The organism is Xanthocytophaga flava (genome assembly GCF_030068545.1).
GTDB classification, from domain to species: Bacteria; Bacteroidota; Bacteroidia; order Cytophagales; family 172606-1; genus Xanthocytophaga; species Xanthocytophaga flava.
The window spans coordinates 262,403-287,706 of sequence record NZ_JASJOR010000008.1; the positions used below are offsets into that span (position 1 = coordinate 262,403).

Below are 25,304 nucleotides of genomic sequence, written 5' to 3' on the forward strand. Positions count from 1 at the left end.
AAATACACCAGACAATAGTAGGATAAAATACGGCATTTATCGTATTTTATTCGCTTGCTTATACGGTCATCGTTACCGAAACGGTAGTTCCTTGGTTAAAGGCAGACTGGAGTTCAAATCGTGCTCCAATACTTTCTGCACGCTTCTGCATATTTTGTAAGCCAAATTTTTCCTGAGCAACAGCTGATGCGTGTATGGAAAAACCAACACCATTGTCACCTATTTGCAAGATAAGCTCATTAGTTGTTGAAATAGAGACATAGATCTGAATAACAGAAGCTTGGGCATGTTTGAGTATGTTATTGAGTGCTTCCTGTACAATACGAAATAGATTTAAGGCATCCCCTGGCTTCAGGAGTGGATTTTTATGCAATAAGAAGGTAAGCTGACAGACAGGTTTTTCATTGTAGCGAAATCGCTGATTGATATAATATTGTAGCCTTTTTACTAATTCTTCGGCAGTAATACTTTCTTTGTGAACGGCCCACATAGTATCTCTTAACAAATGCATGGTTTCGCGGGCTTGGTTTCCAACCTCTTCCAGAGAGGGTTTCAGTGAGTCTTTTTCGTGTATATATTCAGAATGGTGGGCTATATAATCAAGATTGGAGATGATGAAGGTAAGCTGTGAGCCTACATTATCATGCAGATCTCTTGCGATTCGCTCTCTCTCTGACTGATACAATGTCTGTATTTCCAATGCCCGAAGTTCTTCCTGCATTCGTTTGCCTTCTTCTTCCTTACCCTTTAGTATAGCTTCATAAGTACGTTGTTGTTCCTTATTTATTTCATGAAGTAGGTTTTCGTTTTTATTCTTATATATTTTAAAGCGATAAATCAACCCCATACATAGTACGAAGACTTTACACACTACAGCAAATGGCAATCCTTCAAAAAAGAGGGTGCTATGACTGATCATATTATAGCTGAGTAATGTTTGACCAATTCCAATAACGACAAAAGGAAGAATTGCAACCAGATAAAAAAGGGCTGGTTTATACCCTTGTATAATACGCCAGATAACCAACAGTACTATACTTAACACGATCAGTATAATTAATGTATTCCCAATTTGTAAGAGCAAATGATTGGAAATATGGTAAAACAGATAAAAATAAATACTGATTAATAAAGCCAGTGTGGCATACATTGCATAGTGGATAAGTACATATACACGAGGATGGGTTTGTGAGCCAATAGAGAGATATAACTGGGAGAACTTAAGTAAGGCTGCTACTGTCAGAATAGAAAATAATGGACGAGCTTCGCTACCTGTAAGCCAGTCTGGCCCTATAGGAAAAAAATAACGGACGATTCCTTCCATCAGATACATAAGGTACATAAATCCTAGTGTATAAAGAGCAAAGTAAAGATACGTCGGGTCCTGAAATGTTAGATATAAAAATAGGCCGAATAAGCTCATAAAGAACATAATACCACCAAACCATCCCCACGCTATCATACGTTGATCATCTGCCTGATAAAATCTTTGTTCATCCCATAAAGTCATAGGGAGCTTTAGTAATCCTACTTTATTGCTTGCCCGAATATATATGGTGTAGTTAATATTGGCTTGTAATTCCAGCGCAGTTATATAGTTACGATGATTGATATGTCGCTTGTCTGATGACAATTGCCAGCCCATAGGTCCCCACTGATCCACCAATTGTGTCTGATCTTTTACCAGAAATAGCTGAAGGTTATCAATATAGGGAAAGTCTATTTCGAGAATCCATCGCTTGGTGGATGGGCTTCTGACATTGAAACGTGCCCAGTGAACACCTCCTGCCCGTCCAAAATTTGGTACAATAGAAGAACTTGGAATAAAGGAGAAAGCTTTTTCGGTAAGCAGGCTGTTGATAGTAGCTGAACTACAAGTATTTGCACAGATGTAAACATTTTTATTCAGGAATATCTCATCGCTGGTGGGAGAAAGTTCAATATATGATTGCTGGCCATAAATAGAAAACAGGGCAAAGAAGAAGAAGAGAAAAGGTAAATAATGTCTCATGCACAGTACGTTATCTTTGGAGGAGCTTTGCTGAAAAATACGACAAATGCCGTATTGATATACGTATCGAAACTATATTTTTTTGTAGCAGATCTTCAAACGATCCCACCACTTACCTGATATAGTCTCTCAAGCAAATTTTAGTCTCTTAACTAACTTCCAATCGTTATGTTCTTATCATTACCTTTCAGAGTAGTGTGTGTTATTTGTGTGTTTTGTATTCAGAATGCCTTTGCCCAGCAACTGGAAAAAGAAGTCAAACAGGATGTATCCCGAAAGGCGGCCAGAGGGAAACTGAATGAAATTGTTAATCATGCCGATACCAAACAGATTGAACTTTCATTTGTGACTAAGTCAACCAACAAAAAAATTAAGTATGAAAGTTATTTTTTTGACTATGACCTCAACTTTATTAAGGAAGAGAATTCTGAAGATGAATTGGTAAAAGTGAAGAGAGGAAAGTTAAAGAGATACAAAGGGGACTCATACTCTGTTATTGGACTGGAAGCGAAGGCAGATATGTTCGGTAATGCTGTATTCAAACGCAAGGAAATTACCTATGGCTGGAACTGGATGAAGATGGGTTATAGTAAGAATGTAAAAACCCTGGATAAAATAAAGCCTAAAACAGATGATGGAAGTAAAATGTGGTTTTTTAATGCCTATGAAATGGATACCAAAGGGGAAGTGCTGGCATTGGTAGGAGAAAAGGATAAAAAAGATGCGGCTGCTCGCCTGAAAAACTTTAGTGTACTGCATGTAAACAAAGAGCTGGACATCTTGCATAAAATCGAGCTTCCGTTTGAGTACCTGCAATACCCGATCTATTTTGGTAGTGTGCAGTCTGATGAGAGCCATGATGCGGAAGATGTATTGACTGACTATGTGATTGTATTTGCACCAGCAGAAGGAGCAGGAATGAATAAAAGCAAAGGGGGAGCAGCCAACAGCTATACACTGGTTCGCATTAATCCTGATGGTGTATTGGTGGATCGCATTGCATTCAACAGTAAAGGAAACGCCTGGAAAATCGAAGGTGTTTACCAGATTGGACAAAGTCTGGTAGCCTATGGACCTTGTAAGGCCAAAGATGTAACCGAATCATATTTTGACGCTTACAAAGACCCGGCCAAAATGGCTGAGATGGATAAATTCACCCATTTCCAGATGGTAGGATTAAAATCTAAAAGTGTTGGTTTTGTAAGCCTGTCTTCCATTGAAGATTTTGAGAAGAAAACCAAGACGCCGTCAAATCAGAAAGGACTAAGTTCCTACAATGGCAAACGGGTAGAGATTGCTGAGATGCGTACTGCTCCCAATGGAGACATGTTTGTACTGGCACAGGATTATAAACTGGAGCTACGGGATAAAGAACGGTTGTATGAAGATGCTTATATTTTTCATTTTAGTCCAGGAGGAGAGTTGAAAGCGAGTTATAGCATAGATCCTGAATCGAAAAAAGGTGGTTTGACAGGTGGAGGATTAACAGATGCACGACATTATCACTGTACATTGGGATTGGTTGCAAACTCTAATGGAGATGTGGTTTTATTATTAAAGTCTCCTCGAGTCATTCAATCTGAGTCGAATAGTTCTACATTCTTATCTACTGTCACTACCACTTCTTACTACTGGCCACGGTACCAAATCCGTGCTGCCCGGATCAATATGGTGAATGCATCTATCAGTGATGTAAAGATATTTGGCAATGACGACTATTATCTGTTTGATGAATATGGCGATTCTGAAGTAGTAATCAGAGAAGGAGGTACTGAAAACGGAGCCGCTAAACTCATTGTGGTTTGTGAAGGTAGAAAGGAAAAGAAGATATGGTTAGGGAAACTGAACCCTGATAGGTTCTAATGAATAGAAAAAATACGACAAATGCCGTATGGACTTGCAAAAGAAAAGTATGGTTCTTTGTTGGAAAGAAGGAATAATTATCTTCTGCTCAGTTAAATGCAAAATGCCCGTTGTTCTTGCGACAGGCATTTTTTATTTTGCAGGAAATAGTAGCTGCCAAAAGTAACTACCAATAACTTGTTTTGTCAAAAACAGGTTTGAGGCAATACAGAAATTGTTCAAAACAATGAAAGCAATATTAAAAGACAAAAGCTTCCAACTATCTATTATCCTGACAACTATTTTTATCGGGACAGGAATTGGATTTCTATTTTTAGGACTTGTAGATTATAGTTGGATTCTTTTTGGACTCCTACCGGTTGTTTTGGGAGTAGCAATAGGAACAATGCATGTTCGAAAATATGCACTTTGGGGAGCAATCATTACAACAATTCTTTTACTTATCGCGATTTATATTCCAGGACTTTCTGGGATAATTTGTATTATTATGGCGATTGGCTTGGTTGTTCCATTTATCTTTTTGGGGTATGTTATTGTCAGACTTGCCGATCGATACAAGGTTATCAAAGAAACAAATAAGCTATCAGTTTTAATTTTGCCATTACTGCCATTTCTAATTGCAGCACCAACAGAACATTTTCTTAAAAAAGAGAAGGAAACTGTTATTGAAGTACGAACGGAGAAAGTATTCAACTATACAGCTGATGAAGTATATGATGCAATCAAATCGGTGGATACTCTTGATGCTGAAAAACCTTTTTTGCTGAAGCTTGACCTCCCTATTCCTACCAAATGCGTTTTAGAAAAAGAAGAAGTGGGGGCTATACGAACTTGCTATTTCAAAGGTGGACGACTAAGCAATGCTGATTTTGGTGGTGGCACAATTACCGAAAGAGTTACACAATTAGAGCGTGGTAAGGTTTTAAAAATGGATGTTATTGACTATAACCTAATTGGGCGAAGATGGTTGGGTTTTAAAGAAGCTATTTATTACTTTGAGCCAGTTGAAAGCAATAAATGCAAATTGATACGTATAACCACTTACACGTCTGTTTTAACGCCTCGCTTTTATTGGGAACCAATGGAGAAATTAGGTGTAAGCCAAGAACACGATTATGTGTTTAATAATTTGGAAAAAGACTTAAAAACAAAATACAGAAAGTAATAGCAGTTAGGTGATAGATTACAAATTGTTTGCTGGTTTCAAGCGAAACAGCAATTAAACGATAAGGATATGAGCAAAGACAAAATTCATACAACGAATTATTTTGACACTTTTATATAAGTCGCGGAAGACACAAAAGTTAGTTGTGGAACCATCATAAAATCAAAAGGTGATAACAAAACAGTAGCTGAGTTGCAATATGAGTTACTTGTAAAGAATCCTTATAACTTTACTTCTGACGATCTGTTTTTTAAGTTTTTGCAGACAGAAATAACTTGATAGAGCATGAATATAAAGATGCAAGAAAAAACTTCTTCTCAAAGGGGCAACCTTGTTTTTGTTCCTCTCCTTTGACTAAGACATACGGATTTGGGGTACACTCAGATAGTGAAGGCAAAGTTGCTATTGTTGGAATGGAAACAGAACGATACCAGAAACTTCAAAGTGACCCCAAAATCATAAAAGGCAATGCGAACAACTAGAATATAAGTCAGCTGACAGGAGAAAGCAGTTGGTTTATCGTAAGATAGAGCGGTTCGAATTCTATATAGCCTCTGGTAAGTAAATAATTTTGCTTTTCTGTCAGTAAGAGAATAGTAGGAAATCCAGAAGCACCTAATTCATTTACTATCTTAAATTCTTCTTTTGTCTTTCGGGTATAGTCCGGATGGTGCATTTTTTTGACAAACTCTTCTCCATCAATGCCAAAAAGTTTTGCCAGAGGGATATACGTTGCATCGTCAGTCAGATCTTTCCCATCATAAAAAAACGCTTCCTGCAAATGATGAGCAAATTTGACAATATTTTCAGGTTGATAACTCTTAAATGTCGTGAGTGCGATAGATGGTTTTTCTGAGTTCAGTATAGCTTTTCCTGGCTCTAAAATATGCTTAACAAATTTCTCCCCGAAGGGAACTCCCGTCTGGCGTTCTATTTCTTTGTAGGCAGTTTTAAGATAGGGAGATACCTGATTGACTGTGCCTGCCTGATTCCCAATATACATGCCTCCGGACAAAATCTCAAAGTGTACTTTATCGTGAAGGGATTCGAAGAGTTTGTGCAGGGTTGGTCCAAAACCATAACACCAGAAGCAGAGCGGATCGTATATGTATAAAATGGAAGGAAGTTTCATAAGACAATAAACTGGTATAGGTAATACAATAAAAAGAATAGCGTCAACAGTATTCAATTATTTGCTGGAAAATGAAATAAAATACTCATTTTTACTTGCTTAAAAATAATTTTTGACTCCTCATGAAACCCCATATTTTTAGAAGTAGTTCCAAGTGGCAACTGATCTGCCTGATTGGATTGTTCTGTTTCTATAGTTGCAACTCAAAGCAATCCTCTGATTCACAGATACAAACGGAGCATTTAGATTCGGCTGTTGTTTCTCGGGATACTGTTTCCAGAGATACTGCTACATTGATACCAGGCGAGGCTATAAAAGCCGATACAGTACCACAGGATGTTGTTAGTGCTCCAGACATAGCATGGGAAAAGAAATTTACAGGAAAGATTCAGGGATTTAAGTCACAGGCATTTGAGTTTGCCTTAGAATCTGAGTCAAGAGTTCAGATTCAGGTTACAAATAAAAAGCAGGCTGTTTTTAAACTGTATCGTAAAACCTCAGATCTAAACGAGACTGTTGTAAAAGATGATACACATACATGGAAGGGAGAATTAGAAGAAGGAGACTATCAGCTAAAGGTTTTTCTTCCTCTGAAATTAGCAGCAAAGAAGAAAAGTGCAGATTTTGAGGTAGCAGTAAAAGTACTGAAATAGGAGAGACCCTTCTGGGTTAAAATTCAAGATGTACTTTGGGTAATAATTCTGCCAGTCGGCTTTGATTGGTTTGACTGATTGGATTCTCTGATAAGAAAATAACAATCAATTGTGACAGATCTTGTAGTGAAGCAGGAAGGTAGATAAGTTCATTTTTATCCAGTCCCAATGCCTGTAACCCTGTCAACTGGTTAATCTCTCCAGGTATGTTTTTTAATTGATTGCCATTCAAATATAATTCTTTCAATTGGCTAAGCTGAAATACTTCTTTCGGAAAATTGGTAAACCGATTGTTTGACAACATCAGTGATTGAAGTTCCCGAAGTTGAGAGATTTCAGCAGGAAGTTTTGATAATTGGTTGTCACCCAGATATAATTCGCGTAACTGAGTAAGAGCCAGAATTTCTTTTGGAAATACTTTGAACTGATTATGAGATAGCATCAACGATCTTAACTGTGTTAAGGCAGACAGATTGGCTGGTAGCTTTGGTATTTGATTATCTGCCAGGTCCAGCACTTCCAGATTGGCCAGATTTAATACTGATTCAGGAAAAATAGTAAAATCATTATGTGGTATTTCCAGACGTTTTAACGTAAAAACAGTTCCTAGTTCTGCTGGTAGTTCCCTAAGCTGGTTTTGTCCTATATTCAATTGTTCCAGTTTGGGAAGTGAAAGCAATACATCCGGAAAAACCGAAAACCTGTTCTCATTGAGATTGATTTCCCGTAATAATTGTAACTTGGCAAGCTCGGTAGGTAGTGTACTTAACTGATTGCTATGTAAAATTAGTTTTTTAAGATTCAGAATCTTACCAATTTCTTTGGGTAAAGTTGAGAGTTGTTGTCCTGACAAATAGAGTTCTTCTACTTCCAGCGGATGTTTTAATGCTTCTTCCAGAGAATGTGCCTCCTTATTGGGATTAGCTGCTATGGTTAGTCCACAGATCAGAAAGAAACTGATTACCAGAAAGAGAGAAAAACTTTTCATGCAGGTACTACATTTTGCCGCCAAAGTAATATAAAAACAGATTCATAAAAGTGGCTTTTTTTAGTATTACCTACCTAGTAAGTTTTTACCAAATAAAGAGTTGCTTGCTGTTGAGGAATGGAGGATAATGCAAAACCAGAAAAGATTTTGGAGCTGAATGGGCACTACAAAGACGTAGTATACTAACAACTTCAGTTACAAAATCCTTTCCAGTATGGCTACTTATAGAGGAAATTACTTACGTTCCATATGTTCCGTAGTGGTGAACTCAGAGATAAAATGGAACTGGATTTCGGGATTGTTACGAATAGTCATATTCAGCTGCCATTCTGTTTCTGCCATATACACACGGTTATTGTCTTTATCAAAGGCAATATCTTTGGCTTTGATACGACAGAACGCATCCAGTATCTCCTGATTTTCGGAAGTTAGCCAGCATGCCTTATAAACATTCATCGGGATAAACCGACAGGATGCTCCATATTCGTTTTCCAGACGATACTGAATCACATCAAACTGGAGTTCACCTACTGTGCCAATAATTTTACGGTTACCAGGTTGTTGAATGAACAACTGGGCAACTCCCTCATCTGTTAGTTGTTGCACACCTTTCTCCAATTGCTTGGTTTTCATCGGATCAGTATTGATAACTTCCCGGAATATTTCTGGAGAAAAGCTAGGAATTCCTTTGAAGATCAGATCTTCACCTTCTGTTAGTGTATCTCCGATTTTAAAGTTACCTGTATCATACAAACCGATTACATCTCCAGGGAAGGCTTCTTCGATTACTTCCTTGTCCTGAGCCAGAAAGGCATATGGGTTTGAGAAGCGGAAGTTTTTATCCAGACGTACATGGTGGAAAAACTTGTTTCGTTCAAACTTTCCAGAACATACCCGTAAAAACGCAATCCGATCACGGTGACGAGGGTCCAGGTTAGCGTGGATTTTAAAGATAAAACCACTGAACTTGTTCTCTTCCGGAGCGACAACTCGATTTACAGACTCTCTGTCATGCGGATGAGGGGCTATGCGGGTAAATGCGTCTAATAGTTCTTTTACTCCAAAGTTATTAAGCGCACTTCCAAAAAACACAGGAGCTAGCAAACCTGATTGATACATTTCCAGATTAAAAGGTTCATATACACCTTCTACCAGTTCTACATCTTCACGTAGTTGATTGGCTGCACGTTCACCTACTGTCTTGTCTAGTTCCGGGTCATTTAAATCCTGAATGGCTACAATGTCGTCTGAAATTTTTGTTTTGTTGGCACTGAATAAGTACAGACTCTTTTCATATAAGTTATACACTCCCTGAAAGTCACTACCCATGCCAATCGGCCATGCCAGAGGTCGAGTGCTGATGTGTAGCTTTTGTTCCAGTTCGTCCAGCAAATCAAACGGAGGACGTCCTTCCCGATCCATTTTATTGATAAATATAATTACTGGCGTATCTCTCATTCTGCATACTTCCATCAGACGTTCGGTTTGTTCCTCAACGCCTTTTACACAGTCAATAACCAGAATTACACTATCCACAGCAGTAAGGGTACGATAAGTATCTTCAGCAAAGTCCTTGTGACCAGGTGTATCCAGCAGATTTACTTTACAGTTGTTATAATCAAACGACATCACGGAAGTTGCTACTGAGATACCCCGTTGCCGTTCAATTTCCATAAAGTCGGACGCAGCTCCTTTTTTGATTTTATTCGATTTTACAGCCCCAGCAGTCTGAATAGCTCCCCCAAATAATAGACATTTTTCTGTCAATGTTGTTTTTCCGGCATCCGGGTGACTGATAATGGCAAATGTTCTTCGCTTTTGTACTTCTTCTTTTAAAGACATGTATATTCGTATTTATAATTACTAGTTAAAAATTTTAGTAAGAAAAGGCATGAAAATCAACCTATAGGTTTTCTAAAACTTCCAGTTCTTTTTGAAGTATTCTTTTCTGTTGCTCAATCAAATGAAGGTCTCCATAAGACCAATATTCTAATACATAATTGCTTAACTGACGTTTGATAACAATTTGTGTAAGCCTTTTTGTTTCACAATCGATAGTGGCAGTCAATAGTATTTGTCCAAAGCATATAGCAATCAATTCAAAATCAATTTCTTCAATAATAACTGACCGAACTTCTTCAGGTATGGAATTCGCATCAATATATTCCAAATCTGAAGAATCAATTCCTATATCTTTTATCAATAATTCTCGGATATATTCTATTGCATCTATATCTGGATGCTCTTTTTTCCACTCATAAAAATGACTAAATGCATCACTTCCTTCATCACTTCCAAAAGGCGCAAACTCATCTGACGTATCCCAGAAAAAATCCTCCTTTAATACTTGTAAAGCATTTGGATGAGCAATTTCTTTCATATAAAAAAAGTATCGTGAAAGACGTTAGGTACTTGAGATTAACCAATGTTATTGAAATAGAAACTTATTATTTTTGGATAAGTAGTACTTCAAATTTGAAAATCAGCACCTGTCACCAAATGATTTGCAAAATTACGTCTATTCTATTGATTTGCTGCAATTATTTTTCCTGTATCTTGCAAAGATGATTGTTGGTAACTTTAAAAAAGGTGTTAATCTTTTACTTTTGATTCTGATACACTACAGATGTCTATATCTTCATCAACTACTCCCAACGCACTAACCGAAAAAGTACAGGAGCAAAGCCTCTGGCTGGCTACTCTTACCTCAGAAGTAAATAAAGTGATTGTAGGACAGGCTAATATGGTGGAAAAGCTTTTGATTGGTTTGTTGAGTGGGGGGCATATTTTGCTGGAAGGAGTACCTGGTCTGGCTAAAACACTGGCTATTAAAACACTATCATCGGCTATTCATGCCAAGTTTAGTCGTATACAGTTTACTCCTGACCTGTTACCGGCAGATGTGGTAGGAACTATGATTTATAATCTGGCACAAAACGAATTCTTGCCTAAAAAGGGACCAGTATTTGCTAATTTCGTACTAGCAGATGAAATCAACCGAGCTCCTGAGAAGGTGCAATCTGCTTTGCTGGAGGCAATGGCTGAAAAGCAGGTAACTATAGGAGATCAGACTTTTAAGCTAGATGAACCTTTTCTGGTACTGGCTACACAGAATCCAATTGAGCAAGGAGGAACCTATCCACTACCCGAAGCTCAGGCAGACCGCTTTTTACTGAAAGTTCTAATAAGCTATCCAGGTAAAGAAGACGAACGATTGATTATACGCCAGCACCAATTAGCTGAGCAACAGAAAATTCAGGTTGTATTGAAACCTGAGCAATTACTGGAAGCTCGCCAAACTGTTAAAAGCATTTATATGGATGAGAAAGTAGAAGATTATATTCTGAATCTCATCTTTGCTACCCGTCAACCGGAATCAGTGAAATTGGAAAAATTAAAGCCTTTATTAAGCTTTGGGGCTTCCCCACGTGGAAGTATAGGCCTTACAATGGCTGCCAAGGCACATGCTTTTTTACAGCAACGAGCTTATGTAACTCCAGACGATGTACGGGCTGTTGTAGCGGAAGTGCTACGTCACCGTATTGGTTTGAGTTATGAAGCACAGGCTGAAAATATACAGCCTGATGATGTAATTCGGGAAATTTTAAATGCTGTTCCAATGCCTTAACTAATAACAGCTAAACTGAAGAAGTTATTACCTTTGTTGGGTAGTTTTTAATTTTATTATTTAATATGACCTTTACTGCTGAAGAAATACGTAAGAATTACGAAGGTTTTTCGAATGAGAAGCTAATGCGGATTGCAACCGAAAATGCTGGTACTTTATCACCAGAAGTTGTGTCTATCCTGAAAGAGGAATTGAGAAAACGCCAACTTATAGATGAAGATATTGAGAGAAGTATTGCGATACAGGCAAAAGAATTGACAGAACAGGAATTGGAAGCTTTTATTAATTTAATAGAAACATTGCCTTGTCCAATCTGCTCAACAACATCACAAAGACTGAATCTGAGTTCCGTATTTTCTGTCACTAGCTTTATCATTATAACCCAATTCAAAGGTAAAAATGTAATTGCATGTCCTGATTGCCTTGTTAAATCGTTAAGGCGTGCTGATACATCAACTTTTCTATTAGGATTGTGGGGTATTCCCTGGGGTGTGATCCGATCAGTAAAAGCATTGGTAAACAACTCTATTTCCAGAAAAAGAGTCCATCAGCGTAGTCCATTAATGAAGGAATTTGTAAAGTTGAAGAAGGGTGAGATTGAAAGATGGAAGAATGATTCTACCAACTTATTGAATTTGGTAAAGAGGAATAACGAGTATGTGGGATAATGATACAGTAATCATTAATTCAAAAATATAATCTGTTTTGATTACTACTGATCTTCTTAAAAAGGTTCAGAAACTGGCTTTTCGGGCCAGATATATTTCTGAACACCTGCTGGCTGGTCAGTACCACAGCCATTTTCGTGGTAAAGGAATGACATTCAGTGAACTGAGAAAATATCAGTTTGGGGATGATGTGCGATCCATTGACTGGAATGTCACAGCCCGGTATCAAGAACCCTATCTGAAAGTGTTTCAGGAAGAGCGGGCACTAAATCTATTGCTGCTGGTTGATGTAAGTGCCTCAATGAACTTTGGTACATCTTCTCAATCCAAACGGGAGTTGGCGCAAGAACTAGCTGCTGTACTGGCACTGGCTGCACACCAGAATAATGATCAGGTAGGGCTGGTTTTGTTCAGCGACCAAGTAGAGCATCTTGTTCGTCCTCAAAAAGGGTATCAGCATATGTTGCGTCTGATTCGAGATATGCTGGAACATAAACCTGTGGAGAAGAAAACCAATATAGCGGTGGCTTTGCAATTGGCAATGAGTCTGGTAAAGCAGAAAAGTATTGTTTGTATTATTTCCGATTTTGCTTCATCTGATTACCAGTCTTTATTACAACTGGCATCTGCACGACATGAGGTAATTGGACTCCATGTCTCAGATGTACGGGAAACGGAGTTACCCAATGTTGGGTGGCTGCCTGTACAAGAAGCAGAGACAGGTGCTAAAGCCTGGTTACCTACTTTTCTGAAAGGGACCCGAAATCAATACAACAATTTAGGTTTGCAACATATAAGAGATACTCAAGCTTTATTTAAAAGTAGCAAAGCTGATTTGTTGCAGATTCATACCGGAGAAGATTATGTCGACAAGCTTCGAACTTTTTTTGTAACGAGATGAGTGAGTTAGTTTCCTCAATAGTAAAGCGTTTGGTATGTTTAACTGTATTGTTTCTGTGCGTATCAGGAATAAGAGGGGCTTTCACAAACCTTAGAGCACAGAGCATTCAAACAAATATCTCTGCCAGACAAGTGTCTATAGGGCAGGTATTTTATGTTTCGTTTAGTATAAAGGATGCAAAAAAGGAAGTTATAAATTTTCCTGTTATTGACTGGAAAGGAATATCAGTGCTGAAAAAAGTGACTAAAGACTCAATTAACACCAAAGGGGAAGTAATTGTAGTCGGTATATACCAGATGATAAGTCTTCAAGCTGGGGATTTTACATTACCTCCACAAACCGTTGTAATCTCAAATAAGACCCTTACATCCTCTGAAGTTTCAATACATGTAGAGTTACTTCCTGTAAATCAACCTGATTTTCGAATTGAACCGATTGAAAAGGCTTCATCTGATTTCTCTGTCTGGATGCCTTCTGTTGTTTCAGGAGTAATTGTGGTGGTGTTGGGATTATTATGGATAGGCGGAAAAAAGATAAAAGATGCCTGGCCTTCAAAGAAATTAAATCCAAAGAGGGAAGCTCTAAGACAATTGCAGAAGCTTCCACAAGTATATTCAGGAACTGATAAACAATATTATGTACAACTTAATCGGATTTTGCATACATATTTGAGTAGTCAATTAGGTTTACAGACACCCTCTGTTTCAGTTAATGAATTAAAAAATAAACTAAAACATTACTCCATAGATTCAACAAAACTAACACAGTTGGAGAATTTATTGGAAAGACTGCAATATATACTCTATTCTTCTGACCCCATTTCTTTTTCTGACGCAAATTCTTTGCAGAAAGAAATACAGGATATGATTCAACAGCTTACATTGCATTTTAAACATTCAACATCTTTTTTGTCTGCAGTCTCTTGAATCCATTTGTTATCCCTTCTTTCGATCGTTTTGCGAATCCTGAAGCATTTGGGATTTTACTGATATTGCCATTGATATGGTTGATACAGGTATGGATTTACCGGAAACGGCAACCTGTCATGATCGTTTCCGGGGTGAAATCTCTAAAAACATTGGACTCTTTGATAGGTAAAACGTTCCGTCTTATTCCTGGATTGATACAAGTTATAGGGGCAGTATTTGTTAGTATTGCATTGGCCCGACCCCAGATACAGGAAAAGAGTCAGGAGAAACTTCCTCAGGAAGGAGTAGACATAATGATAGCCATGGATGTTTCCAGAAGTATGGAAGCTGAGGATCTGAAACCTAACCGCTTAGAGGCCGCAAAAAAGGCTGCCCAAGTTTTTGTGGCAGCTCGATCGCGTGATCGTGTAGGCCTTGTTATCTATTCTGGAGAATGTATAACTGCCTGTCCACCTACTACTCAGCATGCACTGCTGCAAAATGTAATTCAACAAGTTGATTATCAGAATCTGGAGGATGGTACCGCTATTGGGTTGGGATTGGCCAATGCAGTAAATCGGTTGAAAGATAGTAAGGCTAAAAGTAAAGTTATTATTCTATTAACAGATGGGGAAAATAATGCTGGTTTTATTGCTCCGCAGACAGCCGCAGAAATGGCCCGGCAAAAGAAAATAAAAGTATATACTATAGGTGTTGGAAAAAACGGGCTGGCTCCTTTTCCTATGCATACCTTTGATGGTTCCAAAGCCTATCAGCAGGTTCCGTTTAGCATCAATGAAGATCTCCTACGCCAGATTGCATCACAGACAGGAGGAATGTTTTATAGAGCTGATAGTCGGGAAAGCCTGCAACAGATATATTCCGAAATCGACAGACTCGAAAAAAGTACTGTAGAAGAAAGGGTACAATATCGTTATACAGAAGTTTTTACTCCTTTTTTAGTATGGGCATTGATGTGCCTGACTATATCCTTTCTATTTCGCTTTGTCATCCTGCGAAGTGTATTATAGCTGTATTACTAACATCCAAATAGCTAAATAATTCTCTATCAACTCTTTTTGCCTTATTTTTTGCTAAAGAACATTATTCCCTACCTTCTGCTGTATCGAAAAATAGTATGCATGCATATTTTTTTTGATGAATTTGTATAATTTAATGTTTTTATTGTGTTATTTGTAAAAGAAAAGATCATACTGACGTAATGGAAATACCCATAACGGCATTTATTTTTTATGTAATCACTTTTTATACACCCAAAACAACTAAGCTAAGAACATGAAGAAAGTTTTCATGAGTATTTTTTTGATGGCTTCTTCTTCGTTTGCTTTTGCTCAGGGATTTCAAATTAATCTGCTGGGAACAAAGCAAACTGGAATGGCACATGCTGGAGCAGCATTGAAAACCGATGCATCAACGTTGGTATTTAATCCTGGAGCCTCTGTTTTTCTGGAGGGAAACCAGGTATATGTATCAGGAAACGCCGCAATTATCAACAATTCCTTTCTTCGTGAAGGAGCTTCCAAAACAGAATATGCGGACAATGGGATTGCACCACCCTTCAGTGCCGGTGTGATGTTTGGTCCAAAAGCAGGAAAGTGGAAAGCCGGACTTGCTGCATACACGCCATTTGGTGGCCAAACAGACTGGGGGAAAAGCTGGAGCGGACAGATGGCACTGACTTCATTGGAATTACAGGCTATTTATCTGCAGCCTACCTTCAGTTATAAGATAAGTGATAAATTAGGCATTGGAGCAGGGTTCATTATCAACTTTGGACATGTTGATTTACAAAGAAATTTGCCAGTAACAGGATCTGCAGGTGGCACAGGATCAGCCCAGTTAAAAGGCAATGGAATGGGATATGGGTTTAACGTAGGACTGTATTATCAGGCAACAGACGCTTTCTCTTTGGCACTGACTCATCGGTCAACAGTGAAAACAACAGTGGATGATGGGGATGCTATTTTTGATGTTTCTACTGCTTTATCAACCAGTTTTCCAAAGCCTAATACCTTTAAGTCAACTCTAAATCTACCTTCTACTACAACATTAGGTTTGGGTTATAAGGCAACAGATAAGCTTACGCTGGCTCTGGATGTAAACTATGTACACTGGAGTGTATATGATACATTGGCATTTGATTACAAACAAAATACCCCACAACTTCAGGATACCAAATCGCCAAGAAATTACAAAGATTCGTGGGCATTTAGATTAGGTGGACAGTATGGTGTAACCGAAAAACTAGCCGTGCGTGGTGGGGTAGGGTATGTATTAACTCCTATTAAAGATGGATATGTAACACCAGAAATTCCAGACGCAAACCGAATTATTTTAACGTTGGGGCTGGGATACCAGATTACAGATAAATTCAGTATAGATGCTGCATTTATGTTTGAGGATTTGGAGAAACGTACTCAAACTAATATAGAAACTGGTCTGCAGGGTACTTATAAGACCTATGCATATATTCCAAGTTTGGCAATAGGTTACAAGTTCTGATCACATATAGTTTTATTGTTGGTAAATCTGGATCAAAATCGTTCAATTCTGACTAATATCTATGAAAAATATAGTTAATTATTCTCTACTCACATTAACTACAGCCTTTTTGTTTCAGGGATGTAAACCTGATCTGGATGTAGATGTTGCTGCTGCCAAAGGCAGCGCTGATTTTTCCAAATATGTAGCTGTAGGTAATTCATTGACAGCCGGCTACTCAAATGATGGATTGTATCTTGCAGGACAGGAAGCTTCCTACCCTAGTTTGATGGCTGCACAAATGCAAGAGGTTGGTGGTGGTACTTTTACACAGCCTTTATTTACCTCAAAGCCCAATGGAACAGGTTATTTGACGTTAACAGGCTTTTCTTCTACAGGTTTGCCTGTATTGGAAACTGTAAGTACAGACCTTGCTGTAAGAGGAGTTACAACTCCTGACCCTGTATTGAATCCAAGTGGTGTTTTACTGGATAAATATACAGACCCTATTAATAACTATGGAGTGCCAGGTATACGTTTATCTGATATTGCAGATGCTAATTATTCCAAACGTAATCCTTTGTATGAAAGAATATTGACAGATGGTGAGGTAGGAGTAAAGCCCTATCTGACAAAAGTAGCCGAGAGCCAGCCTACCTTTTTTTCCTGCTGGCTGGGAAATAATGATGTTTTGCAATATGCAGGTTCAGGTGGATTGGTTCCCTTAACTCCCGTTCCTGCTTTTCAGCAATTGTATGGAGTATTGATAAATACATTGACACAAAATGGTGCCAAAGGGGTTGTTGCCAATCTTCCTTCTGTTACCAGTGTGCCTTTGTTCAATACTGTCTTGGCTACGGTTTCTTCTACAGCTAAAGCGCAGCTAAAATTAGCCCTTCAGCAGAATTCAGGTCTGCCTAACTTTGTGGTGTGTCAAAGTGGAACACCTGACCGTGTAGGTCAGACATCTCGCCCTGCGGATACTTTACGTATTATACAGTTGCCAATAGATAGTTTATACGGAGGTGGACAAGGACGTTCCTTACTGACTCTTTCTGTACGCAATAATCCAACCCTGCTTACATTACTTGGAAAACCAACTGGGGCTTACTGGAGATCTTTTGCTGCACAGAATGGGACAACTGTACAAAATATTATTGCGGCTTATCAACTGGATACAACTCAAGCTTTTGGGTTTTCTCCAAAGAATCCTTTTCCAACAGGTTTGGTATTGGATGGGCGTGAGCAGGATGTAATCAATAGTTATACAACTCAATACAATAGTATTATTAAGGCAGCTGCTGAAAGTAAAGATCTGGCTTTTGTAGATGCCAATTCCTTTATGAAGGAGGTAAACGCTGGTTTGCTGGTTGATGGAATGAATGTGAGTGGAGCATTTATAAGTGGAGGGTTTTTCTCGCTGGATGGAGTACACCTGACACCTCGTGGATATGCGATTGCTGCCAATAAATTTATTCAAACTATTAATGCTAAGTACAACAGTAAGATTCCACTTGTGTCAGTTGTAAAATATGCAGGTGTTAAATTTCCATAAATAGCACCAAATTAGTACTTTACCGACGGGTTCAGAATCACATTCTGAACCCGTATTTATTTTAGAACATATTTCTATGAATCTAGACTGGGAACATAGTGAGTATATCTATCTCTTACTAGGAATACCGCTCTTGTTTGGTATATTTTTGGGTTATTCATTGTGGCGAAAAAGGAGTTTGAAGAAATTGGGGAATCCACAGCAGCTACAATACCTGATGCCAGATACCTCACATAAACAGTGGATACATATGGGATTGTATCTAATAGCTATTTTATGCTGTATACTGGCTATTGTAAGTCCACGTTATCCAGAGACAGTTACAGCACCTGACGTACCTGTTGCAGATGTTGTATTTATGGTAGATATATCTACCAGTATGCTTGCTTCTGATATGGCTCCCAGTCGGTTAGAGAAGGTTAAGCAAGTTCTTTCTCAATCTATTGCTAATCTGGATAAAAGCAGAGTAGGAGTTGTGTTGTATGCGGCTCAGGCCTATCCCTTTTTGCCATTTACAGAAGATATGAATGTGGCGGTTTCCTTTATTCCTGCAATCCAACCCTCATTGATCTCTCAGCAGGGAACACAGCTAACAAAAGCTATGGAGATGGCAGGATATTATTTTAGTGATACAGCCCGGAATAACCAGGTGATTTTTTTGTTTTCGGATGGTGAAAACCATGATAGTGAGTTTCTGAAATCGGTTGAGAAACAGGCAGCGAGAGGTATCGTAATACATACAATCGGCGTAGGAACAGAAACTGGAAGTCAGATTACAGTGTCTGATGCACATGGGAAGAGTAGTGTGAAAAAGGATGCCGCTGGTTTACCTGTCCTTACCCGTATGGAGCCAAACAATCTTCGTCAAATTGCAGAAGCTGGGAAAGGACAATTCCATCCGATATCCTTCACTCAAGAAACCACCCAATTCATTCAGCAACAGATTGAAGCGGCCAGATTATCTATCGGAAAACCTCCACAAATTACCGGATATACCTATCTGTTTCAGTGGCTTGCAGGAATCTCACTTGTTTGTATATTTCTAGATATGATACTTGGTGTTTTTTATAAATATCGCATACCTTCACCATTTTCTTCATACAAATGATACGAACGTTGGTGTTTTTTCTGGGAATTGCTGTAGCTGCACCCTGGATAATTTGTTTTTTCACAGGAAGGCCTGTTGGTGTATCCAGTGAGGAAAAACTTTTAGGACAAGGAAATGCTTTTTACCAGCAAGGAGAATATGGAGAGGCAGAAGTGAGTTTTCGTAAAGTATTAGCCAGTAACCCTGAAATTTCAGAAGCGAAATTTTATCTGGGATTAAGTTTGTATCAGCAACAACGATACACAGAGGCTCTCCCTTATGTAAATAAAAGTAGCCAGCTTTCTACTAAATTCAAACCACAAGCTTTACAGATCCAGGGTAATATTTTGTTAAAGATGAATCGATGGGCAGAAGCTGCTTTGTGTTATCGGAATGAATTGCTTTTGAGACCGGGTTATCTGCCTGCTCAAAAGAATTTATCTTATGTACTGCAGAAAATGGCAGAAAAATCCCAAAAGAAAGATCCTATTCGGAATATAAATCAGCTACAAAAACAACTGGATCAGTCCAAGAATAAAAGCGAAGAAGAGAAAGAGAATAATTCGTCTGACGATTCACAAAATCAGGATGCAAGCCAGTCTGAAAGTAGTTCGAAAAATAATATCCAATCTTCTCAACAGCAATTAAATGCTTCAGATATGGAAAGTATGCTGAAACAATTGGATCAGGCCGAAAAGCAGATCAGAGGCAGAAACTCAAGAGCCAGAGCAGAGAAAACGGTACCATCTGATCAGAAAGACTGGTAAGCTGAGTAAACATCTATGATTCAGAAAGAGATATTTTCTATGTATATATACCGTTTTGCCTTCTTATTATGGATGGTGGTCTTGTGTACTTTCTCTGCGATAGGGCAGAATGGGGGAGGAAAGGCTTTTTTACGTTGGGTACCTTCTCAAAAGTCTGTTTATCAGGGAGAGGTCTTTGTTGTGAAACTGCAGTTATATTATGAAGGTAATGTCTCATCACCTGAGATCTTTCCGAAACTATCTGTGGCGAATAGCTGGGTGGAGGAGATCAAACAAAGTCAGAAGCCTGTACCCTTTCAGGAACAGATAAATGGGAAAACATATGGAGTTGTAGTATTGAAGAAATACCTGGTTATACCTCAGAAATCAGGTACACTTACACTGCCAGCTTATCCTGTTACCATTAAAGTGACTGTAGCTCCGAAGCCAGATGATTTTTTTCAGGTAGAACAAACGGTAGATCAGTTGTTAACTACTTCTGAGTTATCTTTTTCTGTAAAATCATTGCCCGAGCCAAAACCTGCAACATTTTCCGGGGCAGTAGGAAAATTTTCATGGAATGTCTTATCTGATAAGGATTCCTTGATTCTACAAAATCCAGTCTTGATTACATACAAAATAGCAGGGGTGGGGAACATTCCTTTTGTCTCTCTGCCTCTATATACATTACCAACAGGTTTGGAAGGATTTGAGATAAAAAGTACAGAAGAGCAATTCCTGACAGAAAAGGGACTCTCAGGAGGTAAAATCTTTACACAAACGATAGTCGGTGAACAAGCAGGTATATATCCGTTGTCTTTGGGATTTACTTATTTTGATCCCAGTCAGGAAAAATATGTTTCTCTGACAGATTCTCTTCTTATTACAGTGAGAGATACAACGCAGAAGGCCAGGAGTCAAACCTCAACCGAATTACCAGATAGAAAAATTTCAGACAAAGGATTGCCCTGGGATACTCAACAACCCAATTTAAGCCATACCCTCCCATTCTGGAGATCAGATCTATATTGGCTTCTTTGTGTATTACCCTTTGGCGTTGTGATACTTGTGTGGGGATATAGTCAGTGGGATGCATACCAAAAACGTTCCATACACTATCCTCTTCAAAAAGCTGTTAAGGCTCTGCAACACTTGAAAAAGAAGGGAAACTCTCTATCTACTGAAACGGCTAAAGAGATTGAGACTATAGTATTTAGTTATTTTTCAGGACGTTATCAGCTTGAAGTGGCTGACTGGCATCCGGAATATATAAATCAGTTACTGGAAAGTTATAAGGTGTCAAAAACTGTCAGAGAAGAACTTTCGTTTTTATTGAAAACATGTACTCAATTACGGTTTGCAAAACCTGTAACTGGACAAGTTGTAGGTTCGTCAGAAATAACAGTTGAGCAGATTATGCAAATACTAAAGCAGATCGAAAAACAAAGTAAACCTGACAATCGAAAGGAATTAGCAATAGGATTTGTATTAATGCTATGGGTAATAGGAAGTAGTTTACTGGCTGCAATTCCTGAATCGCAATACAGACAAGCTGAAACCTATTATCAGAAGCAACAGTTTGATAGTTCCATCACCATTCTAAACCACATAGTAAAGCAGGGTAATAAAGATAAAGTAGTTTATAGTAATCTGGCCAACTGTTATGTTCAAACAGGCAAAACAGGATTAGCAATAGCCAATTATGAAAAAGCCAAAGGAATTGAGCCTATGTATTCTGCAGCGATTCATAATCTGGATCAGCTGCGAAAAAAGAAAAACCTGATCCCACCTGTAGAATCGCCCTGGCAACAAGCTGTAGCTTTAGTGAACTTGAATCTAATGGCTGGTGTATCACTTGGATTGATCTGGCTAGGAGCTGGGATTATACTACTATACATTCTTAGCAACATACGCAGGCAATGGCGTATAATAGGTTATGTATGTGTTATCTTGGGAATACTATCTGTTGTCTTTTTACGGCAAGTGGAGGTTTCGAGGCTCCGAAAAGATATGTACATTGTAATCGCTTCTACAAAAGGATATTATGCCCCGAATATAAAAGCAAGAGAACTGGTACAGTTACCTGAAGGAGCCGCAGTCTCTAGAGAAGATTTATTTTCAGGATGGGCTAAGGTTCGAATTCCGGATGGGCGAAAAGTTTGGGTAAATCAACAATATATCACAGGTGTAACTCCTTATTGAAAGCCGAGAAAACTTTTATGTTTGAAAAGCTACGACAACTTACTGGAATAACTACAAATGAATTATCTTTTGATTGGCAAACTGAACAGGTTAATTATAAGAAAGGGGCTATGATAACACGGCAGGGTGAGGTAGAACAATATATTTATTGGATAAAAGAAGGAAGTGTTAAGGTATCTGCCTTTGTTGACATAAAAGAGTTTATACTGGACTTCTGGTTTGCTGATGATCTGTTTACCTCGTTTGCATCCCTAATTGAACAAATTCCTTCTCAAACACAGATAACTGCCCTGACAAATGTAATCGCAGAACGTGTATCCTATACACAGTTACAGCAGGTCTACAAACAATCTCATCAGGGAAGCGAAATCGGGCGGAAGATGGCCGAACGTATGTATGTTCATAAGACCCGAAAGGAAATAGAACTACTTACCCTGACTGCTGAGCAGCGGTATGAAAAGTTGTTGGAACAATCCAGACGCCTTATCCTTGAAATTCCTGTTAAAGATGTTGCTTCCTATCTGGGCATATTGCCAGAAAGTCTGAGCCGTATACGGAGAAAGGTGATCTCATAAAAGTTCAGCTTTGAGATCTGCTTTTTCCTAACATAGGTTAGGTGATCCTTTTTGTGCATAGAACTACCTTTGTAAGGTAAACTAAAAACGCTAATTAAAATGAAACCTTTGATCGTTCTCTTTGTTGTTTTTGCTCTTAGTATAGGAATTATGTGGCTGGCGTTTGCCTCAATAAATTATATGCTGGCAGGAAGAATTGCGTTGGCTGCTATGTTAGTACTTACAGCTTTTGGGCACTTTAAATTTGTTGAGGGAATGGAGATGATGATACCGGATTTTGTTCCATTTAAACGCTTTTTTGTATACAGCACAGGGATATTGGAATTTCTTGCTGCTTTGGGATTACTGTTTGATTCTACTTTTGAGATTACAGGTTTATTGCTGATTATCTTCTTTGTATTAATCCTTCCATCCAATATTCAGGCAAGCATGCGTCATATTAATATTGAAAAGGGAACATTAGATGGGCCGGGATTGTCATATTTATGGTTTCGGGTGCCATTACAGATCTTATTTATCGGATGGACCTATTTTGTTACACTACGATAGTTAACTTACTTTTTCTCTGCTAATCCATAGGTTATTCCTATTTCCCGAAAAAAGTTTTTCAATAGATCCCATTTTTCAGAACAGAGATCGCCAAGCTGAACTTTAGGAGAATGTTCTTCATTTTGACATTCAAAACAGAGTTCTATAAAGGCAAATGCTTTATTTTGAACATTATAGAAAACAATCTTATGTCTTGGGGTATAGCATAGACTTATGGTTTGCATTACTCGTCCATTGTGATAAGAATAGTTGTAAAGGATATCTGTTAATTTATTAATCTGTGAATCAGATAAAATCAGACTGTCTCTTGTTCTATTGACTTTAACAGGTAGAGAATCAGTTTTGATTTTATAAATAGGTTCAGTTCTAATTTCGATAACCGAATCATTTTCAATATCCGGTTTGGCAGGTATGTACTCTATTTCGGGTAATGACTGTTCAGTTTCTTCTGAGATCTCATTTTCTTCGTTCTCAAAAGAAATTATCTCAATTCGTTTCGCTTTATTGAAAGGATAAAACCTCCTACGTTCTTTTATGGAGTATTCATGAGTATATTGACAATGAGAATTCTCTGATTGGGGATTATTGGTGGAAAATGGAATAGAGTCGATGTGAGGTAAAGGCATTTCAGGAGAACCTTTATCAACCAGCTCAACTTTTACAGAAGAAACAGCTAGTTTGTCATCTTCTTTTGTATGATTTGAAGGATAACAAGCCGTTAACCATACACTAACTAAGGATATCTGACAGAAAACTAATGATTTATTTTTGAACAGTTTGTACCAGTGATGCATTCAGGATGGTGGTTTGTTGCGAAATCCAGTCCCGATACCAGTAGCCAGAATCTTTGATAATACGCTGTTGGGTGTCAAAGTCTATATGTACTAATCCAAACCGGGGGCGATATCCTTCTGCCCATTCAAAGTTATCCATAAAAGTCCAGACAAAATAACCATCAACCCGGATTCCTTCTTCTCTGGCTCGCAATACCTGTGCTATGTGGTCTTTAAGATACTGTGTTCGTTTGGTATCATGTACACGATTATTTTCAACTTTATCTGGAAACGCTGCCCCATTTTCGGTGACAAATATCTTCTTTACCCCTGGATAAGACGCAAATTTATGGAGCATTTGATAAATACATTCCGGATACACTTCCCAGCCCATAAGAGTAGGTTCAATACCGCGATTAGCGGCCTTTACCAGATCTGCATTGACAAAAGGCATCCACCAGGAATATTTGGCTACTTCGCGTGTGTAGTTCTGAATGCCAATAAAGTCATATTCGAAGGAAAGTAATTTCTCATCGCCATTTCGAAAATACTTTTCGACCCTGTTTAAAAACGGCAGATCTTTTACAGGGTATCCCATTCCCAATGATGGCTCTATATACAATCGGTTGAGCAAAGCATCTACACGTTGGGCTGCCTGTACATCACGAGGGGAGTTACTGAATGGCGTTACATAGGAACAGGAAAATGTAGTGCCGACCTGTGCCTGTGGCTGATAATGCTTTACGATACGTGCTCCTTCTGCCTGACATAAAGCCGCATGATGCATAGCAGGAATAAAGTTTTTTAACCAGCGTTTGCCAGGAGCATGAATGCCCAGAAAATATCCGGCTCCTGTAAATACCATTGGCTCGTTAAGAATCATCCAGTATTTTACACGATCTCCGAAGTGTTTCAGACAGATTTCGCTATAATCCTTAAACCAGTCTACCACATGTCGGTTAGTCCAGCCACCTTTTTGTTCCAGCACGTGTGGCAAATCCCAGTGATACAGAGTAACCCAGGGTTCAATCCCTCTTTTAATACAACTATCAATCAGACGATTGTAGAAATCAATACCTTTTTGATTTACGTGTCCTGTTCCCTGAGGCATAATACGTGACCAGGCAAGTGAGAATCGAAAATGCCTGATGCCCAAAGATTGCATAATATCCAGATCGGCTTCGTATCTATGATAGAAATCACAGCTTACATTGGCTGTCTGGTTCAGATAGGTATTTCCTTTCTTATTGGAAAACGCATCCCATATAGATAATCCTTTACCATCTTCCTGCCAGGCACCTTCAATCTGATAGGCAGCTACTGAGGTTCCCCAATAAAAATCGTTCGATTGACTCACTATTTATACTGTTAATGGAGAAAATACTCCCTCTGAAACAG

Annotated in this window: 22 protein-coding genes and 1 pseudogene; 16 read left to right on the top strand and 7 right to left on the bottom strand. The window is 38.5% G+C overall.

The window, feature by feature from the left end; all coding sequences use genetic code 11:
- Positions 1-58: 58 nt before the first annotated feature.
- The gene (locus tag QNI15_RS14405; protein ID WP_314032270.1) at positions 59-2,011 is read right to left on the bottom strand and encodes a sensor histidine kinase; all 1,953 of its coding nucleotides are present in this window, start codon (positions 2,009-2,011) and stop codon (positions 59-61) included.
- Positions 2,012-2,179: 168 nt separating this feature from the next.
- Here QNI15_RS14405 and QNI15_RS14410 point away from each other — a divergent pair, with 168 nt between their 5' ends.
- From QNI15_RS14410 to QNI15_RS14420, 3 genes and pseudogenes are all read left to right on the top strand, one after another.
- Positions 2,180-3,874 (top strand): hypothetical protein, encoded by a 1,695-nt coding sequence (locus tag QNI15_RS14410; protein WP_314032271.1) that lies wholly within the window; start codon positions 2,180-2,182, stop codon positions 3,872-3,874.
- Positions 3,875-4,100: 226 nt separating this feature from the next.
- The gene (locus tag QNI15_RS14415) at positions 4,101-5,039 is read left to right on the top strand and encodes a polyketide cyclase (protein WP_314032272.1); all 939 of its coding nucleotides are present in this window, start codon (positions 4,101-4,103) and stop codon (positions 5,037-5,039) included.
- 156 nt (positions 5,040-5,195) lie between these two features.
- A pseudogene (locus tag QNI15_RS14420) lies at positions 5,196-5,521 on the top strand (DUF6157 family protein).
- Between the two features lie 8 nt (positions 5,522-5,529).
- Here the strand turns inward: QNI15_RS14420 and QNI15_RS14425 are convergent.
- Entirely contained in the window at positions 5,530-6,171 is a 642-nt protein-coding gene (locus QNI15_RS14425; protein WP_314032273.1) for a DsbA family protein, read from the bottom strand.
- A 122-nt stretch (positions 6,172-6,293) separates the two neighbouring features.
- Here QNI15_RS14425 and QNI15_RS14430 point away from each other — a divergent pair, with 122 nt between their 5' ends.
- Complete coding sequence (locus QNI15_RS14430; protein WP_313992853.1) at positions 6,294-6,824, top strand: hypothetical protein; 531 nt, start codon at positions 6,294-6,296, stop codon at positions 6,822-6,824.
- Positions 6,825-6,840: 16 nt separating this feature from the next.
- On the opposite strand, the gene QNI15_RS14435 is transcribed toward QNI15_RS14430, so the two are convergent.
- The 3 genes from QNI15_RS14435 to QNI15_RS14445 all read right to left on the bottom strand — a co-directional run bounded on the left by QNI15_RS14435 (position 6,841) and on the right by QNI15_RS14445 (position 10,192).
- Positions 6,841-7,812, bottom strand: coding sequence for a leucine-rich repeat domain-containing protein (locus QNI15_RS14435; RefSeq protein WP_313992854.1), 972 nt, complete (start codon positions 7,810-7,812; stop codon positions 6,841-6,843).
- Positions 7,813-8,046: 234 nt separating this feature from the next.
- Positions 8,047-9,654 carry a peptide chain release factor 3 gene (locus QNI15_RS14440; RefSeq protein WP_313992856.1) on the bottom strand — a complete coding sequence of 536 codons (1,608 nt, stop codon included), beginning with the start codon at positions 9,652-9,654 and terminating at the stop codon, positions 8,047-8,049.
- A 61-nt stretch (positions 9,655-9,715) separates the two neighbouring features.
- Positions 9,716-10,192: a hypothetical protein gene (locus QNI15_RS14445; protein WP_313992858.1), complete on the bottom strand. Its 477-nt coding sequence runs from the start codon at positions 10,190-10,192 to the stop codon at positions 9,716-9,718.
- Between the two features lie 246 nt (positions 10,193-10,438).
- Between QNI15_RS14445 and QNI15_RS14450 the strand changes: the two genes are divergently transcribed.
- The 12 genes from QNI15_RS14450 to QNI15_RS14505 all read left to right on the top strand — a co-directional run bounded on the left by QNI15_RS14450 (position 10,439) and on the right by QNI15_RS14505 (position 23,133).
- On the top strand, positions 10,439-11,440 hold the full coding sequence (locus tag QNI15_RS14450; RefSeq protein WP_313992860.1) for an AAA family ATPase: 1,002 nt from the start codon (positions 10,439-10,441) through the stop codon (positions 11,438-11,440).
- Positions 11,441-11,505: 65 nt separating this feature from the next.
- Positions 11,506-12,108 carry a hypothetical protein gene (locus QNI15_RS14455; RefSeq protein WP_313992862.1) on the top strand — a complete coding sequence of 201 codons (603 nt, stop codon included), beginning with the start codon at positions 11,506-11,508 and terminating at the stop codon, positions 12,106-12,108.
- 37 nt (positions 12,109-12,145) lie between these two features.
- Entirely contained in the window at positions 12,146-13,009 is an 864-nt protein-coding gene (locus QNI15_RS14460; RefSeq protein ID WP_313992864.1) for a DUF58 domain-containing protein, read from the top strand.
- Positions 13,006-13,935, top strand: a complete 930-nt coding sequence (locus tag QNI15_RS14465) for a BatD family protein (RefSeq protein ID WP_314032274.1) — start codon at positions 13,006-13,008, stop codon at positions 13,933-13,935. Before QNI15_RS14460 ends, QNI15_RS14465 begins: the two co-directional genes overlap by 4 nt.
- Positions 13,932-14,948 carry a vWA domain-containing protein gene (locus QNI15_RS14470; RefSeq protein ID WP_313992868.1) on the top strand — a complete coding sequence of 339 codons (1,017 nt, stop codon included), beginning with the start codon at positions 13,932-13,934 and terminating at the stop codon, positions 14,946-14,948. The genes QNI15_RS14465 and QNI15_RS14470 overlap by 4 nt, the downstream gene beginning before the upstream one ends.
- Positions 14,949-15,213: 265 nt before the next feature.
- The gene (locus QNI15_RS14475; protein WP_313992870.1) at positions 15,214-16,440 is read left to right on the top strand and encodes an OmpP1/FadL family transporter; all 1,227 of its coding nucleotides are present in this window, start codon (positions 15,214-15,216) and stop codon (positions 16,438-16,440) included.
- Positions 16,441-16,501: 61 nt separating this feature from the next.
- Positions 16,502-17,974: a hypothetical protein gene (locus tag QNI15_RS14480; RefSeq protein WP_313992872.1), complete on the top strand. Its 1,473-nt coding sequence runs from the start codon at positions 16,502-16,504 to the stop codon at positions 17,972-17,974.
- 76 nt (positions 17,975-18,050) lie between these two features.
- Complete coding sequence (locus QNI15_RS14485) at positions 18,051-19,082, top strand: vWA domain-containing protein (RefSeq protein WP_314032275.1); 1,032 nt, start codon at positions 18,051-18,053, stop codon at positions 19,080-19,082.
- The gene (locus tag QNI15_RS14490; protein WP_314032276.1) at positions 19,079-19,828 is read left to right on the top strand and encodes a tetratricopeptide repeat protein; all 750 of its coding nucleotides are present in this window, start codon (positions 19,079-19,081) and stop codon (positions 19,826-19,828) included. Before QNI15_RS14485 ends, QNI15_RS14490 begins: the two co-directional genes overlap by 4 nt.
- A 15-nt stretch (positions 19,829-19,843) precedes the next feature.
- Positions 19,844-22,009: a BatD family protein gene (locus tag QNI15_RS14495; RefSeq protein WP_314032277.1), complete on the top strand. Its 2,166-nt coding sequence runs from the start codon at positions 19,844-19,846 to the stop codon at positions 22,007-22,009.
- 17 nt (positions 22,010-22,026) lie between these two features.
- Positions 22,027-22,584, top strand: coding sequence for a Crp/Fnr family transcriptional regulator (locus QNI15_RS14500; RefSeq protein ID WP_313992879.1), 558 nt, complete (start codon positions 22,027-22,029; stop codon positions 22,582-22,584).
- 99 nt (positions 22,585-22,683) lie between these two features.
- Positions 22,684-23,133: a DoxX family protein gene (locus QNI15_RS14505; protein ID WP_314032278.1), complete on the top strand. Its 450-nt coding sequence runs from the start codon at positions 22,684-22,686 to the stop codon at positions 23,131-23,133.
- Positions 23,134-23,138: 5 nt separating this feature from the next.
- Here the strand turns inward: QNI15_RS14505 and QNI15_RS14510 are convergent, their stop codons facing one another.
- Both QNI15_RS14510 and QNI15_RS14515 read right to left on the bottom strand, forming a co-directional pair.
- Positions 23,139-23,927 (bottom strand): hypothetical protein, encoded by a 789-nt coding sequence (locus QNI15_RS14510; RefSeq protein ID WP_313992883.1) that lies wholly within the window; start codon positions 23,925-23,927, stop codon positions 23,139-23,141.
- On the bottom strand, positions 23,896-25,263 hold the full coding sequence (locus QNI15_RS14515; protein WP_314032280.1) for a GH1 family beta-glucosidase: 1,368 nt from the start codon (positions 25,261-25,263) through the stop codon (positions 23,896-23,898). Before QNI15_RS14515 ends, QNI15_RS14510 begins: the two co-directional genes overlap by 32 nt.
- Between the last annotated feature and the right edge of the window lie 41 nt (positions 25,264-25,304).

What these genes read in the sequence shown, in the direction of transcription:
- QNI15_RS14440 (WP_313992856.1), bottom strand. Translation starts at nt 9,654, where the DNA reads ATGTCTTTAAAAGAAGAAGTACAAAAGCGAAGAACATTTGCCATTATC.
- QNI15_RS14430 (WP_313992853.1), top strand. Translation starts at nt 6,294, where the DNA reads ATGAAACCCCATATTTTTAGAAGTAGTTCCAAGTGGCAACTGATCTGC.
- QNI15_RS14490 (WP_314032276.1), top strand. Translation starts at nt 19,079, where the DNA reads ATGATACGAACGTTGGTGTTTTTTCTGGGAATTGCTGTAGCTGCACCC.
- QNI15_RS14505 (WP_314032278.1), top strand. Translation starts at nt 22,684, where the DNA reads ATGAAACCTTTGATCGTTCTCTTTGTTGTTTTTGCTCTTAGTATAGGA.
- QNI15_RS14435 (WP_313992854.1), bottom strand. Translation starts at nt 7,812, where the DNA reads ATGAAAAGTTTTTCTCTCTTTCTGGTAATCAGTTTCTTTCTGATCTGT.
- QNI15_RS14465 (WP_314032274.1), top strand. Translation starts at nt 13,006, where the DNA reads ATGAGTGAGTTAGTTTCCTCAATAGTAAAGCGTTTGGTATGTTTAACT.
- QNI15_RS14510 (WP_313992883.1), bottom strand. Translation starts at nt 23,927, where the DNA reads ATGCATCACTGGTACAAACTGTTCAAAAATAAATCATTAGTTTTCTGT.
- QNI15_RS14480 (WP_313992872.1), top strand. Translation starts at nt 16,502, where the DNA reads ATGAAAAATATAGTTAATTATTCTCTACTCACATTAACTACAGCCTTT.
- QNI15_RS14410 (WP_314032271.1), top strand. Translation starts at nt 2,180, where the DNA reads ATGTTCTTATCATTACCTTTCAGAGTAGTGTGTGTTATTTGTGTGTTT.
- QNI15_RS14425 (WP_314032273.1), bottom strand. Translation starts at nt 6,171, where the DNA reads ATGAAACTTCCTTCCATTTTATACATATACGATCCGCTCTGCTTCTGG.
- QNI15_RS14405 (WP_314032270.1), bottom strand. Translation starts at nt 2,011, where the DNA reads ATGAGACATTATTTACCTTTTCTCTTCTTCTTCTTTGCCCTGTTTTCT.
- QNI15_RS14415 (WP_314032272.1), top strand. Translation starts at nt 4,101, where the DNA reads ATGAAAGCAATATTAAAAGACAAAAGCTTCCAACTATCTATTATCCTG.
- QNI15_RS14475 (WP_313992870.1), top strand. Translation starts at nt 15,214, where the DNA reads ATGAAGAAAGTTTTCATGAGTATTTTTTTGATGGCTTCTTCTTCGTTT.
- QNI15_RS14485 (WP_314032275.1), top strand. Translation starts at nt 18,051, where the DNA reads ATGAATCTAGACTGGGAACATAGTGAGTATATCTATCTCTTACTAGGA.
- QNI15_RS14500 (WP_313992879.1), top strand. Translation starts at nt 22,027, where the DNA reads ATGTTTGAAAAGCTACGACAACTTACTGGAATAACTACAAATGAATTA.
- QNI15_RS14450 (WP_313992860.1), top strand. Translation starts at nt 10,439, where the DNA reads ATGTCTATATCTTCATCAACTACTCCCAACGCACTAACCGAAAAAGTA.
- QNI15_RS14445 (WP_313992858.1), bottom strand. Translation starts at nt 10,192, where the DNA reads ATGAAAGAAATTGCTCATCCAAATGCTTTACAAGTATTAAAGGAGGAT.
- QNI15_RS14495 (WP_314032277.1), top strand. Translation starts at nt 19,844, where the DNA reads ATGATTCAGAAAGAGATATTTTCTATGTATATATACCGTTTTGCCTTC.
- QNI15_RS14455 (WP_313992862.1), top strand. Translation starts at nt 11,506, where the DNA reads ATGACCTTTACTGCTGAAGAAATACGTAAGAATTACGAAGGTTTTTCG.